This is a genomic window from Photorhabdus stackebrandtii (assembly GCF_011189495.1).
GTDB lineage: Bacteria > Pseudomonadota > Gammaproteobacteria > Enterobacterales > Enterobacteriaceae > Photorhabdus > Photorhabdus khanii.
This window is the reverse complement of the sequence record NZ_PUJV01000003.1, coordinates 1-18782: the sequence shown is the minus strand read 5'-3', so window position 1 is coordinate 18782 and position 18782 is coordinate 1. Positions and strand designations below refer to the sequence as shown.

General features: G+C 42.8%; 18 protein-coding genes and 1 pseudogene. 10 read left to right on the top strand and 9 right to left on the bottom strand.

Annotation, left to right across the window (positions count from 1 at the left end; all coding sequences use genetic code 11):
- The first annotated feature begins 61 nt into the window (after positions 1 to 61).
- The 8 genes from ppsR to C5470_RS03165 all read left to right on the top strand — a co-directional run bounded on the left by ppsR (position 62) and on the right by C5470_RS03165 (position 8321).
- Positions 62 to 937, top strand: a complete 876-nt coding sequence (ppsR, locus tag C5470_RS03200) for a posphoenolpyruvate synthetase regulatory kinase/phosphorylase PpsR (RefSeq protein WP_166285893.1) — start codon at positions 62 to 64, stop codon at positions 935 to 937.
- A 141-nt stretch (positions 938 to 1078) separates the two neighbouring features.
- On the top strand, positions 1079 to 2125 hold the full coding sequence (locus C5470_RS03195; protein ID WP_166285891.1) for a 3-deoxy-7-phosphoheptulonate synthase: 1047 nt from the start codon (positions 1079 to 1081) through the stop codon (positions 2123 to 2125).
- A 168-nt stretch (positions 2126 to 2293) separates the two neighbouring features.
- On the top strand, positions 2294 to 2491 hold the full coding sequence (gene hemP, locus C5470_RS03190; protein WP_166285889.1) for a hemin uptake protein HemP: 198 nt from the start codon (positions 2294 to 2296) through the stop codon (positions 2489 to 2491).
- Between the two features lie 89 nt (positions 2492 to 2580).
- A complete protein-coding gene (locus C5470_RS03185; protein ID WP_166285887.1) occupies positions 2581 to 4608 on the top strand; it encodes a TonB-dependent hemoglobin/transferrin/lactoferrin family receptor in 2028 nt (675 codons plus the stop codon).
- A gap of 32 nt (positions 4609 to 4640) precedes the next feature.
- On the top strand, positions 4641 to 5714 hold the full coding sequence (locus C5470_RS03180) for a hemin-degrading factor (protein WP_036849478.1): 1074 nt from the start codon (positions 4641 to 4643) through the stop codon (positions 5712 to 5714).
- Entirely contained in the window at positions 5711 to 6529 is an 819-nt protein-coding gene (locus C5470_RS03175; RefSeq protein ID WP_166285885.1) for a heme/hemin ABC transporter substrate-binding protein, read from the top strand. The genes C5470_RS03180 and C5470_RS03175 overlap by 4 nt, the downstream gene beginning before the upstream one ends.
- The gene (locus C5470_RS03170) at positions 6526 to 7527 is read left to right on the top strand and encodes a FecCD family ABC transporter permease (protein WP_166285883.1); all 1002 of its coding nucleotides are present in this window, start codon (positions 6526 to 6528) and stop codon (positions 7525 to 7527) included. The genes C5470_RS03175 and C5470_RS03170 overlap by 4 nt, the downstream gene beginning before the upstream one ends.
- The gene (locus C5470_RS03165) at positions 7527 to 8321 is read left to right on the top strand and encodes a heme ABC transporter ATP-binding protein (protein ID WP_166285881.1); all 795 of its coding nucleotides are present in this window, start codon (positions 7527 to 7529) and stop codon (positions 8319 to 8321) included. Before C5470_RS03170 ends, C5470_RS03165 begins: the two co-directional genes overlap by 1 nt.
- 50 nt (positions 8322 to 8371) lie before the next feature.
- On the opposite strand, the gene C5470_RS03160 is transcribed toward C5470_RS03165, so the two are convergent.
- Positions 8372 to 8986, bottom strand: coding sequence for a hypothetical protein (locus tag C5470_RS03160; RefSeq protein ID WP_166285879.1), 615 nt, complete (start codon positions 8984 to 8986; stop codon positions 8372 to 8374).
- A gap of 263 nt (positions 8987 to 9249) precedes the next feature.
- On the opposite strand from C5470_RS03160, the gene C5470_RS03155 reads away from it, so the two are divergent.
- A complete protein-coding gene (locus tag C5470_RS03155) occupies positions 9250 to 9612 on the top strand; it encodes a helix-turn-helix domain-containing protein (protein ID WP_046976014.1) in 363 nt (120 codons plus the stop codon).
- 225 nt (positions 9613 to 9837) lie between these two features.
- Here C5470_RS03155 and C5470_RS23545 read toward each other — a convergent pair.
- From C5470_RS23545 to C5470_RS03115, 8 genes and pseudogenes are all read right to left on the bottom strand, one after another.
- Positions 9838 to 10044: pseudogene (locus C5470_RS23545) on the bottom strand (tautomerase family protein); the annotation flags it as partial.
- A gap of 188 nt (positions 10045 to 10232) precedes the next feature.
- Positions 10233 to 10688 (bottom strand): hypothetical protein, encoded by a 456-nt coding sequence (locus C5470_RS03145; protein WP_166285877.1) that lies wholly within the window; start codon positions 10686 to 10688, stop codon positions 10233 to 10235.
- A 483-nt stretch (positions 10689 to 11171) separates the two neighbouring features.
- Entirely contained in the window at positions 11172 to 11411 is a 240-nt protein-coding gene (locus tag C5470_RS03140) for a type II toxin-antitoxin system PemK/MazF family toxin (RefSeq protein WP_422631045.1), read from the bottom strand.
- A gap of 43 nt (positions 11412 to 11454) precedes the next feature.
- Positions 11455 to 11577: an AbrB/MazE/SpoVT family DNA-binding domain-containing protein gene (locus C5470_RS03135; protein WP_166285875.1), complete on the bottom strand. Its 123-nt coding sequence runs from the start codon at positions 11575 to 11577 to the stop codon at positions 11455 to 11457.
- 195 nt (positions 11578 to 11772) lie between these two features.
- Positions 11773 to 13047 carry an HlyD family secretion protein gene (locus C5470_RS03130; protein ID WP_166285873.1) on the bottom strand — a complete coding sequence of 425 codons (1275 nt, stop codon included), beginning with the start codon at positions 13045 to 13047 and terminating at the stop codon, positions 11773 to 11775.
- A complete protein-coding gene (locus tag C5470_RS03125; RefSeq protein WP_166285871.1) occupies positions 13040 to 14518 on the bottom strand; it encodes a TolC family protein in 1479 nt (492 codons plus the stop codon). Before C5470_RS03125 ends, C5470_RS03130 begins: the two co-directional genes overlap by 8 nt.
- Positions 14511 to 15725 carry an ABC transporter permease gene (locus C5470_RS03120; protein ID WP_166285869.1) on the bottom strand — a complete coding sequence of 405 codons (1215 nt, stop codon included), beginning with the start codon at positions 15723 to 15725 and terminating at the stop codon, positions 14511 to 14513. The genes C5470_RS03125 and C5470_RS03120 overlap by 8 nt, the downstream gene beginning before the upstream one ends.
- Positions 15718 to 16461 carry an ABC transporter ATP-binding protein gene (locus tag C5470_RS03115; protein WP_166285867.1) on the bottom strand — a complete coding sequence of 248 codons (744 nt, stop codon included), beginning with the start codon at positions 16459 to 16461 and terminating at the stop codon, positions 15718 to 15720. Before C5470_RS03115 ends, C5470_RS03120 begins: the two co-directional genes overlap by 8 nt.
- A 316-nt stretch (positions 16462 to 16777) precedes the next feature.
- Here C5470_RS03115 and C5470_RS03110 point away from each other — a divergent pair, with 316 nt between their 5' ends.
- A complete protein-coding gene (locus tag C5470_RS03110) occupies positions 16778 to 17185 on the top strand; it encodes a flagellar protein FlhE (RefSeq protein ID WP_166285865.1) in 408 nt (135 codons plus the stop codon).
- The last annotated feature ends 1597 nt before the right edge of the window (positions 17186 to 18782 follow it).

The window sequence follows — 18782 nt, the reverse complement described above, 5'->3', positions numbered from 1 at the left end:
AATTGATGCCCGGTCTCATTTAACTAAACGATCGGAAAGATAAAAGGTCACTATAAATACCATGACAAAATCCAGATTAGAAATATCAGCAGAAAGTAATAGTATTGAGAATAGTGTTGAGCGCACCGTTTTCTTTATTTCTGATGGAACAGCAATTACCGCAGAAGTATTGGGCCATGCTGTATTATCACAATTTCCTATCAAAGCAACCTCATATACCCTCCCTTTTGTTGACAGTGAAACCCGAGCAAAAGAAATAAAGCAACAAATAAATCAAATATATCAGGATACGAGTATAAGACCTTTAGTTTTCTATTCCATTATCTCTTCTGGAGTGAAAAATATTATCACCAGCAGTGAAGGTTTCTGTCAGGACATTGTCCAAACACTGGTAGCCCCATTACAGAAAGAGACCGGCCTGGAACCCAAACCTGAACTTAACCGTACTCACGGTCTGACTGAAAAGAATCTCAGCCAGTATGATGCACGCATAGCAGCAATTGACTATGCCCTGGCACACGATGATGGTATCTCTTTACGTAATCTTGACCAGGCGCAGGTTATTTTGCTGGGTGTGTCTCGCTGCGGAAAAACGCCTACCAGTCTCTATTTAGCCATGCAATTTGGTATTCAAGCTGCAAATTATCCGTTTACCGCAGATGATATAGATAATTTACAGTTACCTGCAACATTAAAACAATTTCAGCATAAGTTATTCGGTTTAACTATAAGCCCTGACCGGCTAGCCGCTATTAGGGAAGAACGCCGAGAAAATAGCCGTTATGCATCATTGAGGCAATGCAGAATAGAAATTTCCGAAGTTGAAGCTTTATTCCGTAAGAATAAGATTAATTATCTTAATACCACCAATTATTCTGTTGAAGAAATCTCAACCAAAATAATCGATACGATGAAGCTGAACCGCCGTATGTTTTAGAAATATATCAATATGAATAATTGAAAAAAATTTATGATGTAGCTAACTATATTGTTTGTTTAATTTAGTCATTTTCGTTTATTGTAATTTCAATTACCCACAGGTATATCCGCTAGTGTAAAACGAACTTTGAGAAAATATATGTACAAAACAGATGGTTTAAGGACTCACCGCGTCGATAGTTTGGTAACACCTCAGGCTCTTGCAATTCAATATCCTGTATCTGAAAAAATCGCCAACAGTGTGACAACGTCACGAAAACGTATTGCAGATATTCTATCGGGGAATGACCCACGGCTTATGGTTATCGTCGGTCCTTGCTCTATTCATGATATTGATGCTGCTTTAGATTATGCTCAGCGACTGAACACATTACGTGAAAAATACCAGCACAGGCTGGAAATTATTATGCGGACCTACTTTGAAAAACCGCGCACAGTCGTGGGCTGGAAAGGTTTAATTTCAGATCCGGATCTTGACGGCTCCTGCCAGATTAATCGTGGTATTACTTTGGCGCGGAAATTACTGGTTGATGTCAATGAGTTGGGTTTACCCACAGCAACCGAATTTCTGGATATGGTGACCGGCCAGTATATTGCTGATCTCATTAGTTGGGGAGCTATCGGAGCCAGAACAACAGAAAGCCAGATTCACCGGGAAATGGCATCATCCCTCTCCTGCCCGATTGGCTTTAAAAACGGCACCGATGGCAATATCCGTATCGCTATAGACGCTATCCGCGCATCCAGTGTCTGTCACACCTTTTTATCGCCGAATGAGCATGGTCAAATGACCATCTATCAAACCGAAGGCAACCCATACGGCCACATTATTATGCGTGGTGGCAAACAACCTAATTACAGTGCCGGAGATATTGCCGCAGCTTGTGATCAACTACGTGAATTTGATTTACCAGAGCACTTAGTGATTGATTTCAGTCACGCTAATTGTCAGAAAATACACAAACGCCAACTGGACATCGCGAAAGAGGTAGGCCAACAAATTAAGGAGGGTTCTGCGGCGATTGTCGGTGTGATGGCTGAAAGTTTTCTACTTGAAGGCGCCCAGACAATCATTCGGGGACAACCACTGAATTACGGTCAATCTATTACAGATCCTTGTCTGAGCTGGCAAGATACAGAACAACTTCTTGCAATTCTTGCCGAAGCAGTCAATTTCCGCTTCTGAACCCTCTTCTGAGTTAGCCTTTTATTCACAAAAGGCTAACTCACAGCAGATTAATAAATCACGCTAATATGTTGATCCTGAACATCAAAAATATTACTTGAAGTCACTTCCCCATATAACGATAATGATTATCACTATAATAATAGTTAGTATTCGCTAAGTGGGTTTATGACCAAAATATGTCACCAACATTCCTGCATTGCACTTGAAGAACGGTGCAATACTCATCCAGCTGAAATCGTGCAAATTGGTTACATTGATAGTAAACAACTGCTAGGTGAGTTAGGAATTACCCGAATTCGTCACCAAGGGGAATTCTACCAATTGCGCCAAACTAAAGCCGGAAAGCTGATACTAACTAAATAAAAAAATAACTCAGCCAGCCACCCAGATCACGTATCGGGGCAGCCAGCTATATCCATAAATCATAAAATATTCTTATGGAGATTCGTCTGATGTCTCAATCTGCAAGATCAACACTTAAGTTATCAGTATTAAGCCTGGCAATTATCAGTAGCCTTTCAACTACTTATGCAGCAACAAAATCACCTGATTCCAACAATGATAGATCATCCCGTGATGTGATAACTGTTTATGCAACAGGTAACGAAAGGGATAGTTTCGAAGCACCTATGATGGTGACGGTGATAAATAACAAATCAGCACAAAGTCAGACAGCCGGTAATGCCAGCGATCTCATCAGAAAAATACCCGGCATTAATATAGCCGGTACAAACCGTGCTAATGGACAAGATGTTAGTCTGCGTGGTTATGGGCCAAAAGGTGTTTTGACATTAATTGACGGTATTCGGCAGGGCACCGATACCGGTCATATTAATGGTACATTTCTGGATCCGGCATTAATTAAACAAGTCGAAGTTGTGCGTGGTCCCTCTGCCCTGCTCTACGGCAGTGGTGCTTTAGGTGGTGTTGTTGCTTATCAGACTGTTGATGCCACAGATCTGCTGCAAGCAGGTCAAAATCACGGATTTCGCGTTTTCGCCCGTGGTGCAACCGGTGACCATAGTCTGGGGTTTGGTGGTGCAACTTTCGGGAAAACAGATTCTCTGGACGGTTTGTTTGCTTTCAGTACTCGTGATGCAGGTAATATCCGCCATGGTGGTGGTTTGACGGCTGATAATGATGAATTTATCAGTAACCTGATAGCAAAAGGCAGTTGGAAAGTGGATGAGAATCAATCTTTAAGCAGTCAGTTACGTTATTACCGTAATGAAGCTAATCAACCTAAGAATCCACAAACACTCATCGGGAAAAATGAAAAATCTAACTCGTGGACTGATCGGACGACAACTCAGCGTGATGCCCAACTCAGCTATCAGTTAAATCCAACCAAATATGATTGGTTAAATGCCAGGGCTGACCTTTATTATTCGGATGTGACTATCGATGCCCGCACTCAAGAAAAGGGGTTCGAAGGCCGCAAGCAGAAAACCTATGGTGTAAAACTGGAAAACCGCTCCCGCATGTGGACAGACAGCCCATTGGCACACCAACTTACCTACGGTGGTGAAACCTACCAACAGAAACAAACCCCAGGCGGTAACACTGATAGCTTCCCCGATGCCGATATCCGCTTTTCTTCCGGTTGGGTGCAGGATGAAATAACCCTACGCGATTTGCCAATATCTATTATCGCCGGTACTCGCTATAACAACTATAAAGGAACAAATTCTAAATATAGGGATGTCAGCGCTGATAAATGGTCTTCCAAAGGGGCTATCAGCATCACACCAACTGACTGGTCAATGCTGTTTACCTCTTATTCTCAGGCTTTCCGTGCACCGACGATGGGTGAAATGTATAACGATTCTATGCACTATCCTGGAAACTTCTGGATTTCTAATCCAAATCTCCGCCCAGAAAGCAACGAAACATGGGAATCTGGTTTTGGATTACGTTTCGATAACCTGCTGGCAGACAATGATGAACTAAAATTCAAAGCCAGCTATTTTGATACCAAAGCCAAAGACTATATTAAGTCAGATGTCATTAACCCTTATCAGAAATATGGTCGTACATTATACAAAAATACAACATCTGTTAATGTACCCAGAGTCAAGATCTGGGGTTGGGATGTTTCTATGAACTATGAATCCAATCTGTTTTCCTGGGAGTTGGCTTATAACCGTACTGAGGGCAAGGACGAAAAGAGCGGTGAATCTCTCGACAACCTCAGCCCAGATACTATCACCAGCACACTGGATATCCCTGTTGCACAAACCGGTTTTTCTGTTGGCTGGATAGGTCAATTTACCAAGCATACTGATTTTAAAGGGCAATATAAGCAACAAGCTGGCTATAGCATTAATGACTTCTACATTAGCTATCAGGGTGAAGGGATGTTAAAAGGTGTGACCACTACCGCAGTTTTGGGCAATGCCTTTGATAAAGAATACTACTCACCACAGGGAACACCGCAGGATGGCCGCAATGCCAAACTATTGGTGAGCTACCAGTGGTAATTAAATATACTGTATTTTCAAGGAGTTAAGTTGTGAATTCATCACTTTATGAACGTTACCTGCAAGCCAAAACTGATAATAAAGCCAAATATGCCCGCGATCTGGCTGCTTATCTGAATGTCAGTGAAGGTGAATTACTGCACAGCCGCGTTGGGATAGATGCCAAACGCCTTGACATTGACGCACCAACTTTGCTGGAAGAACTGGCTGTTGTGGGTGAAACTAAAGCGATTACCCGCAATGATTTTGCAGTCCATGAACAAATTGGCCGGTATGAAAATACACGTTTCAGCAGCCATGCAGGGTTGATCCTGAATCCTCGTGAACTCGATTTGCGGATATTCTTTGATCACTGGAGCAGTGTGTTTTATCTGGTCGAGCCAGCCAAAAAGGGTATGCGCCACAGCATTCAATTTTTTGATCGACAGGGTGATGCATTGCATAAAATTTATGCAACAGATAATACCAATATGGTAGCCTGGGAAGCACTGATCGAAAAATATCAGACAGAAGAAAACCCAGCACTGGTTATCACTCCTGTAGAAAAAACCAATCACTCAACCATAACCCATGAACTGAAAGCACAGCTTGATAAAGAATGGCGGGCAATGACTGACGTTCATCAATTCTTTATTATGCTCAAACGTCATAACCTGAGCCGTCAGCAAATTTTCGACGCGGTACCGGATGATCTGGCTTACAGAGTGGAAAATTCTGCCCTGAATGAGCTTATTAATACCGCTTATAGCGATCAGAATGAAATCATGATCTTTGTCAGCAACCATGGTTGCGTACAAATTTTCACCGGCAAGCTGGAACGCCTGATGCCATATCAGGAGGAAAACTCAGATCAGAAATGGATTAATATCTTTAATCGTAATTTCACACTACATTTAATAGAGAGTGCTATCGCTGAAAGCTGGGTAACCCGTAAACCAACGGCTGATGGTTTCGTCACCAGTCTTGAGTTATTTGATGCTAATGGCAATCAGATCGCTCAACTGTTTGGTCAGCGTACAGAAGGCACTCCTGAACAAACCCAATGGCGTGAGCAAGTAGCAGCGCTGCCAAAACTGCAACCAGCACAGGAAGAGCGTATAGCATGAAAAAATGGCTTCTGACATTCGCCCTTGCGGTATCGTTCAGTGCTTTTTCCACTGAACGGATCGTCACCATTGGTGGCGATGTATCTGAAATTGTTTTTGCACTTGGTGAAGGTAACAAAGTTGTTGCCAGAGACAGCACCAGTCAAAAACCAACAGAATTGCTTGCCTTACCCGATGTCGGTTATATGAGATTGCTCAATCCTGAGGGCATTCTCTCTATGCATCCGACACTGGTTCTGACTAGTGAGCTGGCAAAACCTTCACTGGCACTTAAGCAACTCCAGGATTCTGGTGTAGACGTTATTCAGATAACCGGAAAAGCATCGTTAGAAGCCATTCCAGAGAAAATCAAGACCGTCGCCAAGGCGGTCAATCAAGCTGAACGCGGCGAACAACTGATTAAGCAATATCAGAAAAAACTGGCAGGCATTCCAACAACCCCATTACCAACCCGTATTCTGTTTGTGATGAGCCACGGGGGTATCATGCCAATGGCTGCCGGGCAAAAAACCGCAGCCGACAAAATGATTCGTGCTATTGGCGCGACTAATGCAATGCAAGGTTTTAACAATTATCGTCCTCTTTCGCAGGAGGGCGTTATTGCCAGTGCACCAGATTTATTACTGGTGACTGAGGATGGCATTAAATCAATGGGCGGCTTGGATAAAATCTGGCAATTACCGGGCTTGAAACATACCCCGGCAGGTCAGAAACAACAGATTTTAATTGCCGACGATATGGGCCTGCTTGGTTTTGGCCTCGAAACCCCTACAGTGATGAAACAACTACGACAGGCGGCGGAGAAGGCCCAATGAGCCGTATGAAGTCTCCGGGATTGGGTTTAGCATTTCTTTGTCTACTACTGTCTGGGTTGGCTATTGGCTCCGCCAATCTGGGCGCATTAACATTATCTTTTAAGACATTGTGGGAATCTTCGATCAGTGATCCCCAGTGGCAAATCTGGCTGAACATCAGATTACCAAGAGTATTATTGGCGATGCTGGTTGGCTGTGCCTTAGCCGCTTCCGGTGCGGTAATGCAAGGACTGTTTCGTAACCCACTGGCAGATCCTGGCTTACTGGGTATGAGCAGTGGAGCCGCGCTAATGGTTGCAATGGCGATTATTTTGCCCGTTAGCCTGCCATCTGCCATTGCCGTATATGGGCATATTATTGCCGCATTTATTGGCAGTCTGCTAATTTCATTGCTGATTTTTTCACTGAATAAATATAGCCAAGGAAATTTGGCTCGTTTATTACTGGCCGGGATCGCCATCAATGCGCTCTGCGCATCTGCTATTGGAGTCCTAAGTTATATCAGCGATGACCAGCAACTACGCCAATTCTCTTTATGGATAATGGGTTCACTCAGCCAAATAGAGTGGCCGACACTGGCAATTGCCGCTTCCTTAATTATTCCGGCTGCCATCCTGACTTTCAGTCAGGCCCGTAAACTGAATCTGTTGCAATTAGGAGATGAAGAAGCCCACTATCTCGGCATTAACGTCCAGCGCACCAAATTCCAGTTATTACTCCTGAGCGCCCTGCTGATTGGTAGCGCCGTTGCATTAAGTGGTGTTATTGGATTTATCGGGTTGGTTATCCCCCATCTGATCAGGATGCAGTTTGGTAGCGATCATAGCTGGCTGCTTCCCGGTGCCGCATTAGGGGGTGCCTCTCTTCTACTTACCGCAGATACACTGGCAAGAACATTGGTTTCCCCGGCAGAAATGCCCGTTGGTTTAATCACGGGTTTGATCGGTGGGCCATACTTTCTATGGCTGATACTCAAACAGCCAGGGAGCCGAATATAATGGAAGCCATAAAAAATAATATTTTTCTGCAAGCTCAAAATCTGAGTTATTCAATTGGCAACCGGAAAATTATTGATAATGTTTCGCTCTCGGTCAATAAAGGTGAAGTTGTCGCCATCATTGGACCAAACGGCGCAGGAAAATCCACATTACTGCGACTGCTAACGGGGTATATGAAACCTGAACAGGGGCAATGTTATTTACAGGGAACACCCATTGAACAATGGCCTGCTCAACAGCTGGCCCGAACCCGGGCAGTCATGCGTCAGTACAGTTCACTCTCCTTCCCTTTCAGTGTGGAAGAGGTCATTACTATGGGGCGCTCTCCTCATGGTATTCACCATCAACAAACAGCAATTGATACCGTCATTGAACAAACGGATTGCCAGGAGTTACGCCACCGTGACTACCGACAATTATCTGGTGGTGAACAACAAAGAGTACAGTTAGCCCGTGTCCTTGCCCAACTCTGGTCTCCGGCACCAATTGAGTGTTGTTTATTTCTTGATGAACCGACATCAGCCTTAGACCTTTATCACCAACAACATACGCTGCGTCTGCTTTACCGGCTGACACGGGAACAACCGATGGCAATGTGCTGTGTTCTGCATGATCTCAATCTTGCCGCTCTCTACGCAGATAAAATATTTCTGTTACATAAAGGGAAGCTGGTCGCGGCAGGTACGCCAGAAGAGGTACTGAGTGATCAAATTTTAAAAAAATGGTATCAGGCCGATCTTGGTATTACCCGCCATCCTGAGACTCAACAGCCTCAGATTTATCTGAGGCAATAATGACAAAAGCTGACAGGCAAATTATTTTAGCCATTTGCCTGTCTTACTTTTCACTTACGAAATTTTATTGCGGCAGGCAGATACCAGAAAGTGGCAATCAGGCACAAACAATAACCCAGAACTTCACACCCTTCTTCAGCCATATTTTTTACAATTCGATCAAAATTTTCCAGCATTAAACCTTGCCATAACACGCCCATACCAAACAGACGGGAAAAAACTAGCACACACAAGATACCGGACACCATCATGCCGTAACTTTGATGACGGGCAAAATGAGTCAGCCCAACCAATGTAACCCGACCTCGGTAAACAGCGTAAAAAATACAAATTAACGCCAACGGAATAGCAACCCACGCCCAGGCACCATGAAATATTTCATCAAATATGGAATCCAACTCTCTTATCAATAAACAAGCAAAAAAACCTGATATCAAGACCAATGCAGGACGCAATTGACTATTCTTCTTTGCTTCCAAGAAAAATACAGCAGAAATAACAAACAGTATACTCTCCTGAGCAATCTCAGTTAATGAGCTCTCCTTCACTGCATTCTGCAAATAGACAACATCGATAAAAAGTAAGCCAATAACTATGGCCAAAATCAGAGCATAAAAAACAAAGAATGCCAGTTTTTTAGTTAAAAAAGCCACGTCCGATTGCATTACACCCTCCATTAAATTAAATGACGAATGATGATACTGCTTTAAATAAATTGGTGAAGAGCATTTGATGCTACTTGTTGTTAACGCAAAGGAAATTTACACAAATAAGGGTAATGATGAATTATGAATAGCACTTTTTGCCTATAGATATCTCCGATTTATCTTAAAATACCCACAATAATAACAAACGTTATTATCATTACATGAATAGCTAAATAACTCTAATATTTTATCAACTAGCCCACCATTAGTGGGAGGTGAAAATGTCAGAAACTGTAGTAAACGATATTGTCAGATGGCTTGAAACCCAGCTTCAATGTAACGAAGGTATAAAAATAGATACCATTGCTAATAGGAGTGGTTATTCAAAGTGGCATCTGCAAAGGGTATTTAAAGAGGTGAAAGGCTGTACTCTGGGTGAATATGTGCGCAAACGGCGTTTACATGAAGCAGCAAAATCTCTGCGTGAAGAAAATCTGCCGATTCTTGACATTGCTCTACAGTATGGTTTCAGTTCTCAAGCAACATTTACCCGGATCTTTAAAAAACACTTTAACACCACACCGGCCAGATTCAGGGAGAACGGTAATCTACCTGAATTAAAGTATTTCTTACGTTGTGAGTAATAACCAATTTGCTAATTGTCTTATTGGTAGTATCTCCCTCAATGGCCAATAGTTTTATTGGCCATCTCTCTTTTATACCCTTCATCCTTCAAGTTGCTGCTTTGTTGGCTGCTTTCACTCACCCCAGTCACATAGTTATCTATGCTCCTGGGGATTCGTTCACTTGCCGCCGCGCTGCAACTCGAAATCTATTGGGTATATGCTATTTGAGTTTACTAACGATGCCTAACACTGTACTGTAGTAATCTTTCCTCCGAATCCCCAGTTTTCTATGTCGTCATTCTCCCTAAGTAATATAAAAATAGATTTTGGCGCTATATCCAACAGGCACGATATTTTCGCTGTTATCTGCTTATATAACTTTTTCTTCGTTTCCAGAATACGTCCCTTAAAAAGAATAATCTCTATATGTAAGTAGTGTAGATCTCTTCTATTTTCACTATAGACATGATAACTCTCACTAAATTATTATATTACTTAATCACATCCACAACCTTACAACAATTCAATATATCAAGATCGATTTGCTGATTGAATAAATAATACTTATCTCATTCACCAAAAATAAGATGAGCCAGATATCTCTCTCATAGCGATAGAGCAATCTGGCTCACTCTCCACTACTTCATAGTAAACTCAACTGACCATGCATAGGTAAAAAAATTAGTAGAGGTGATGGTTGCATTACAAACAGCCCCCCCACTTGATGTTGCTCCCTTATTCCACTTCGGAATTTTAACACCATTAACGTATGTGTTTATAAAAGTAGTTGAAAACAGACAAGTCTTATTCCCGATTTCATATCGCACTATCGCATAGTTTCCATCAGGTGTAATCGGACTTTGAACCTGATAATTATCGGATTCTCCTTGCTTAACTCTAACTCTGGGCTTGGGTGTTGCATTTACGTTTGTACTAACTTCATTATTCGTTATGATGGTATAAACGGCATCAGCACTGCCCGATGCACCAAGATGCTTAAATGTAACTGTTACGGGCGGTCCTGCATAAACGACACCTGCGGCAGTGAGGGAAGCAGTTGCAAACAGGGCCAACAACGACTTGCGTACTAACATGTTAGATACTCCTTATGTTGTTTAGAATGGCTTACTGCGTTTTAATACAACTTTCTCTTCTATAACGTTATTTTTCGTACAATACACACTCAATCTCATAAAGAAAATTTCTGCTTTATGTCCCTACAATATAAATCATTTTCACCAGAATTTAGTCAAAAGAGTAAAAAATTCTTCACCATAGTGAGATCTCGCCCTAAGTTCTGCTGCATACCCGTAAAAAATTAACGGCGACTTTTATTCATTCCATACGAGGGATAGTGATTAATTAGCCATTTTATATGATGCTAATCACATTTTTTTATGTTCATATAATAAATATCGTGATCTTGTGTTCATAAGATTCAGAGGACGAAATTCTCTGTTATTTATGTCCACTCTACTCAGCTGAAAACTGTTTTATTGTTCTCTTAAATGCTACGTATTAAGTAACGAGTGTTTTTCGCTTTCATTTTTTACTGCGGTATACCCAGCCTCATTATTTTAGCTTCCAATAAGCGCTTTAGCTTTTGCTTTAACTTCTGAAAGTTCAGCGCCAGAAACTCGACCTTTTTTAATAGCGTTTCTTTTTCGCCAATCAAGATCTTTCACCTGATCAGAAAGTACAGCACTTTCACGGTTCCCAGCGATCAGCACCTCAAAAGGGTAACCCTTGATTTTCGTTGTCATAGGGCAACACAACATCAGTCCAATATGGTCATTATACACCGCAGGACTTAACACAAGCGCTGGACGATACCCCGCTTGTTCATGACCTACCTGTGGATCAAACTCCAGCCAATAGAATATCTAAAGAAAATTCTTTAACACTAACAGGGGTGATCACAATGCGGCCATCTTCAACTGCAATATCAACAGTGTCATCGACATTAAGTGATGCAGCCTTCATAATGGCTACAGGTAGACGTACTGACGGGCTATTACCCCATGTTTTACAATGACTTGTGGCATTACATGCACCTCATTTTGTATCAACATTAATGATACAATAGCAATGAAACTAATTAGTATTAACAATGTTGATACTATCATTGGGCAGATGACGAAATTGATATGGCCGGTAGATTCTATTAAATCGAATTGATTATTGCTGAGCAGGAATTTCAACATAACCAGCGATTAACCCACTCACCTCTACGCCCTGAGGAACAGCGTGCCCCGGCGTCACCATAATCTGTTGTTCCGGATCGTGTAATTCACGGCGATAGGTGACGAAAATTCGTCCATCAGGGCCGGTACGTAACGCCTCAGCAGGCACCGCCAATCCATGTTCATTGCGATACGTGACAATAGCCAGTTTAGCACTCATATTCAGACGGATACGCTGCCGCTGCTCGGGTGTAAGAGGATCAATCGCTACCAACACATCATAATTTACACCAGCTCCCTGCGATTCGCTTGAACGACCCTGTACGCCAATCGTCTTAATCTGCCCCTGCAAGGATAACCCCGCAAAACCATCACCCGTGATCTGAACTGGCATTCCTTCATACAATTGGTGAAGATCTGCCTCTTCAATGCGTGCTACCGCCTGGATTTGTTCTAAATTGATTATCCCGAAGAGGGGGGTCCCTTGGGTGACCCGTGTCCCTTTTTGAATAGATAACGCTTTGTCCGATCCCGGTACCTGAGGACGAACCACAATACCGTCAAAGGGAGAAATCAACTCACGTTGAGCTTGCTGAGCCTGAAACGCCTGATAACGCGATTGAGCATTGGCCAATTCCATATCAGCAATCTGGCGATTTTCACCCCTTCCCTTGTCGAGTATAGTGCGCAGTTCTTCCTTCGCTGCAGCAAGATCGAGCCGTTGGACTCTGACCTGCTGCTCCAATGTGTCAACCTCCATACGAGGAACAATGCCACGTTCGAACAAGGCTCGAGTATCAATCAGCTTACGTTCGGTATCACTCAGGCTTAACTGAGCATTGGTCAAGGTCCTGCGAACCCTCGCGACGTCCTGACTGTTCTCCCATTCCACCAAATCTTGTACGGTTCGCTGGGCTTTCAAGAGTTCCGTGAGCGCCTGACGCAACTGGATATCCAATTGTGCAGTATCAAGGCTTAACAGGGGTTGCCCTCGCTTAACTCTCTGGCCTTCCGTCACCACGATTTCAGCGATAACACCATCGAATGGCGCCGCAATCGTCAAACTGGTAGCAGCCTGAATGCGACCAACTAACCCAAGACGATTTTCTAGCAATTGAGGTTCAACACGCACCCACTGTTTCTGTGATGATGTATCAGTTGAAAACGGCAAATAGACATAGGCAGTGACAGCCCCGGCGCCTAATGCAACAACAAGCGCCACCAGCCAAGTCTTATGCTTGAAACAAACAAATGCCCTAATCTTAGTCATTAAGTGCAATATCCCAGCTCCCCAGAGTGGTGCCCAATGTTTCATCCAGCTCCGCTTGTGCATTCAGGTAGGCGATTAACGCATTGAGACGAACATTCTCGGCATTACGCAGATCGGTTTCAAAGCTCAATACCTGAAAGTTGCTGGAACGGCCGACTGTCAATTTTTCACGTTCAATCTCCAGCTTGCGTCGGGACAGATCTCTGGCACGTTGTGCTATCTCATATTGCCGCCAGCGCGTACCAATATCACGCACCGCATTACCGACATCACGCTCCAGTAACTGTTTTGCCTCAGTAAGACGGATATCCTGATTCTGAACATCAACTCGCGCCCGTACTTCCGCCTGACGTTGACTCAAATCACCAATAGGTATCTCCACCTGAACACCCGCGTAATTTTCCCAACTTCGGGAACTGTTTGGACCTGTTCGATCGCGTACCTGGCTGGCCCCACCGACCAAAGAGACATCCCATAAGCGGTCATTACGGGCGACTGTCAGGTTAATATCCGCCTGCTCTGCGGTAATCAATTGGGTGAGATAGGATGGTTGCCGCTCTTGTGCCAAATGCTGCGCCTGGAGCAGATTAATGTCTATGCGTTTAACTTCCAATTTGTCAGTCGCTTTTACCGGGGTTTGCAAGTCTAAGGCAAGCAAACGCAACAACTCTAAACGACTGGTATCCAGTTGATTAGCGGCTTCCTCATTAGCCAGTTCCTGCATGGCAACATCGGCCTCAGTCTGAACAATCTCGAAAGCTGCCATTCTGCCTGCGGAAATCATGACTTTGTTAACTTCCAGCAGTTGACGTGAACGTTCAAGTGCATCACGCGCGATTTGTAATTGCTCTTGAGCGCGCAGCAATTCACGATAAGCCATAATAATCTGCGTGATAGTCTGGGATACCGTTGCTTTCAGATTCAGGCGGTTTATCTGCTCCATCAGTTGAGCAATACGTACCGGTGCCGTCGCCACATCTTTGCCGGCACCGCGCAGCAGCGGCTGGATCACTGAGAATGAAACACCATCATTACGGCTACGGCCCGCATTATCCGCCCATGTCGCCCGGCTCGTCCATGACAAGCTGAACCGGGTACCATATTCCCCAAGCATTGTAGACGTAGGTGCAATCTCGCTCTGACGGTAACGATCATCTTGATTACGGGCTGCAATATAACGTCCATTGAGCAGCAACTTCGGCGTAAAGCGATCTTCCGCAACCCGCAAATCGAATTTCTGGGCAATGCGATCCAGATAAGCACTGCGAATCGCACGATTGTTGCGTAATCCTAAATAGATCGCATCACTGAGTGTCAGATCGATAATCTGCTGATTAAGCGAAATTGTGCCTGTTGTAGGCATGGTTGCCTGTGACGGAGCCAACGGCTCCGCTAAAGCTTGTTTGACAGGAGCAGCTATCATCAATGCAATAATGATACCAATAACACGCTGAAAAATTTGGCTAATCATCACGAAGTGCCTCTACAGGTTGTAACCTGGCAGCAGCCAATGCTGGGTTGATACCGAAAAACAAGCCGATCACTAATGAACTGGCAATCCCCAGCGGCAAAGAGAATGGGGATAACGTGAATACCCAGCCAGAAAATTTTACAAACAGGTACCCAGCGGTCACCCCCAACAATGATCCCGCTACTGCGCCGACAATTGACAGGGTGGCAGCTTCCAGCATAAAAAGCACACCGATATCAATAGGCCGGGCTCCCAGAGCCATACGAACACCAATTTCACGCCTGCGCTCCGAAACATTCATCAGCATGACGTTCATGACACCCACTCCTCCCACTAACAATGAAATCCCCCCCAACCCGGCAAGCAAATAGGAGAATGTCTTTGCTTGTCGCGTCAATCCATCAAGCAATTGCTGCGGAATTTGAACTTCGACATCACGACCTTTTGATAATGAGACAAGATAGTCACGCAATGATACCGCATCACTGTTTAACGTTGTTACGTCACGCGCTCTGGCAATGACACTGCCTATCTCTGGAGCAGGCCGTAGCCGTCGCATTCCCTCAATGGGCAATATCACGGAATCATTAACAGAAACCGGGAGTAAAGGATTTGTTCCCTGAGCAGCGAGAATGCCTATCACTTCAAACAGATATTCCCCAATTTGCAGTTGACTGCCTACCTGGATAGGCTGGTTTGGTACTTTTGACTGTTTCGCAATATTTGCGCCGATCACGGCGTAAGTTGTCTGGCGATCATAGTCCGATAGAAAACGCCCCTGCTTGATTTGTAAATCAAGCACCGCAGCCAGATCAGAGGATGTTCCTGTAATATTCGTATCAATCCCTTGTCCCAGGAAACCTATTCGGGTTGAGTATAGCGTGATGGGTGCAGCATGCATGATCGTGGGCAGCGTTCGGGTAAGCTTCTGAGTATCCAATGTGGATGGAGCGGGTTTGACGTCAGTGCCCGGCATAAAATCAAAATGGGCGACCAGCATATTGCTCCCCATACTCTTGAAAGTGCTGATAGCTTCATTGGCAGCGTTGTAGCCAATATTCAGAAGTGCAATGACCGAAGCACATCCGACGGCAATACCAAGCAACGCAAATAAGGAACGCCGCCCCAGTAAACGCAGGCTATCCAGCGATTCACACAAGGCTTGCGGGAAGGAAAACCCGTGGCGACCAGAATTCACGTTAAGCATCGGATATATCCGACCATAGATCGGTTTCGGAAAGCTGCCCATCATTAACATACAGACAGCGCTGCATATTTCTGGCTATTGTTTCATCGTGTGTCACCATGACGAGTGTCACGCCCTGCTCGCGGTTCAGTGACAGAAGAAGCGCCATGATATCGCGTGCTGTAGCACTGTCGAGATTGCCTGTCGGCTCATCAGCCAGAATGAGAGAGGGCTTGCCGACCAAAGCTCTGGCGATGGCAACACGTTGGCGTTGTCCCCCGGAGAGATCTGCCGGCCGATGGTAAATACGATCAGCCAGACCAACCAATTCAAGCTGGTATTTCGCCTCCTGCCGGGCCAGAGAACGTGAATATCCACGATATAACAATGGCAACGCCACATTATCCAATGCCTGCATTCTGGGAAGTAAGTTGAAACTCTGAAATACGAAACCCATTTCCTGATTTCTTATTCTCGCCCGCTCATCAGGAGTAACATTTGTTATATTAACGCCACTAAACTGAAAACAGCCAGAAGTCGGTTGATCCAATAAACCAAGAATATTAAGCAGGGTGCTTTTACCCGAACCGGAAGCGCCGACAATAGCACAACTTTGCCCACGCATTATGGTCAGTGATATTTCATCCAGCACCGGATGATATTTTTCCCCCATACGATAGGAGCGACAAATATTTTCCATGTAAATCAAAACGTCTCTACACTGGGAAGTTGTGATCGTCATGTCTGATTTATTCATCGTTTTTGACATCCATTAAATGTGTCACAGGCTCCATTCGATCGTTTATCAGGCTTTATATCATGGGAAGATTCTCTTGTAAAAGGCTGTAATTTAAGTGAGATGCAAAAACATCGATCAGCAAAAATAGATTAGATTCACTTAACATAAATTCAAGTTACCCATTGCATTTTGGGATTAATCCCCCCAAATTAATCCTGCCTGCTTTGGCATTTCGTACAGGTTTTTATGAAAATTCAGGAGATAAAGGGCGCGAGATCAAAATGTCTATCTAAGCTCTCGCAATAGAAAATTATCAGGTATTGGGGTATTAGCGATGAAATTAAAAAAAATCTTGGGAATGGGTAGTGCGTTATTGTTAACCCTGTTTTCACAAGCAGCATTATCGGCGAGCTACCAATCTTCGGTTGTTCTGCCAACCGTGTATTCCAGAAATTACACAGAAACAGCTTATCTCCCTGTCGTCGGATCTCCACCAGCCTCAGGCAGTATTAGCAATGTATCCTGGACTTGGAATGTTGTCGGATGGCCTCAAGGACTGTCGGTTTATCTTTGTCAAGGAGATACCAACAGTTGTATTGATATTTCTCGCATTCGGAGAATGTCTACAACCGCATTCAATAATAGAAGCCCGGCACAGCAGTTCTTTTATGCTTTGAGAGTTGCAAATGGCGGAACAGTACCCGTGGCAGGACAAATGGGAGAAATTACGGTCACTTGGTAATAATTTCTCGATTATTCTCCAAAGATTGCCGTCAGCACCACAGGCGGCAAGCTGCTTTTTTTCGGTGATTAGCATCGACGATGTTATCCTCCGCTTATTTTACATTTAACTGTCCTGCCATGACCATTTAAAAGCACAACAACAGAAATATTAAAGCTTTTATACCCAATAGATTTCGAGTTGCAGCGCGGCGGCAAGTGAACGAATCCTCAGGAGCATAGATAACTATGTGACTGGGGTGAGTGAAAGCAGCCAACAAAGCAGCAACTTGAAGGATGAAAGGTATATATAAAAGACGGAGGTAGATTCACATAATAAGTGCAACTTTTTAAAAGAACGTTAATTAAGTTTAATCGAAATCCATTAACCATTAACAGAGAGTTAAAAAATCAGCGAGAAAAAGCATATTATCCAAATAGACTGATATTAAAGGTACTTTTCTACCATTATTTTATGAAAAAACCATAAAATAGATGAAATGGTTAATTTGGCAGGGTTTAAGCTCTGAAAAAGGTATTGATTATTAGAAAAAATATAAAGTGGCATCTTTATACCATCAAGCTATTTATTGGTTGATTTATGAAGATAAAAGAAATGAGGGTGACTTATAATAACTGTTCAAAATTACCAGTGAAACAGCATCAAAAAAGATAAAAAATGAGTATGATTAATGCTGATTAAATGTAAAACACAACATATCATAATGATTAAACCTAATAGAAATCAGGTATTAAAAGTAGTAAAAACAATAGGTAATACTCTATTATACCGATTAAAACCAGAGGTTCAAAAAATGGCTTTTACTAACAATTTAAAACCAGCCCATCATAAAATCATCAGTGAAAAACGAGAAAAATAATTGGTTTTATTCATGTATATAGCCGTAAAAAATGTTAAATAATCGTTTATAAAAAATTCGAATAAAAAAAACTCAAATAAATCATTTAATCGCATACTAACTGGATTGTTTTTAGCATTATTATGTTACATTTGTTATGTAAAAACGTGATACATTAAACACGCCAGTTTAAACTTGTTTTACACTATCTTACCCCATCCAATAATATTGCTTTTCTACGGTTTTATTTAAGTCATGCCTATTTTTATACCTTTAATATGATTTAATGCTAAAATAAATTCATGTCGTTATTTTTTCAAGCTATTTTCGCACTCTGTTAACGCTTAAATGCTCATTTAATCATTATAACCTGTCTGGCAGATTAATTCGCCAGACTTTTCACCATTGTTGATGTAATAAGGCGTTATTAAATTAATTTACCAATTTATTTAAACATGATTTAAATAGATATGGGTAAACGGGGTTAAATGAACATCTAAAATCATATGACGAGCCTATTTTAATAAATAAACGATTTTATTTTGACAATCCCAATCTTTTAAAAATGACATTGACTAAACACACATATCATTTATTACACTAAAATAGCCATTTTAATGAAGACAAGACAAAAACCATTAAACCATTAAACCATTAAACCATTAAACCATTAAACCATTAAACCATTAAACCATTAAACCATTAAACCATTAAACCATTAAACCATTAAACCATTAAACCATTAAACCATTAAACCAT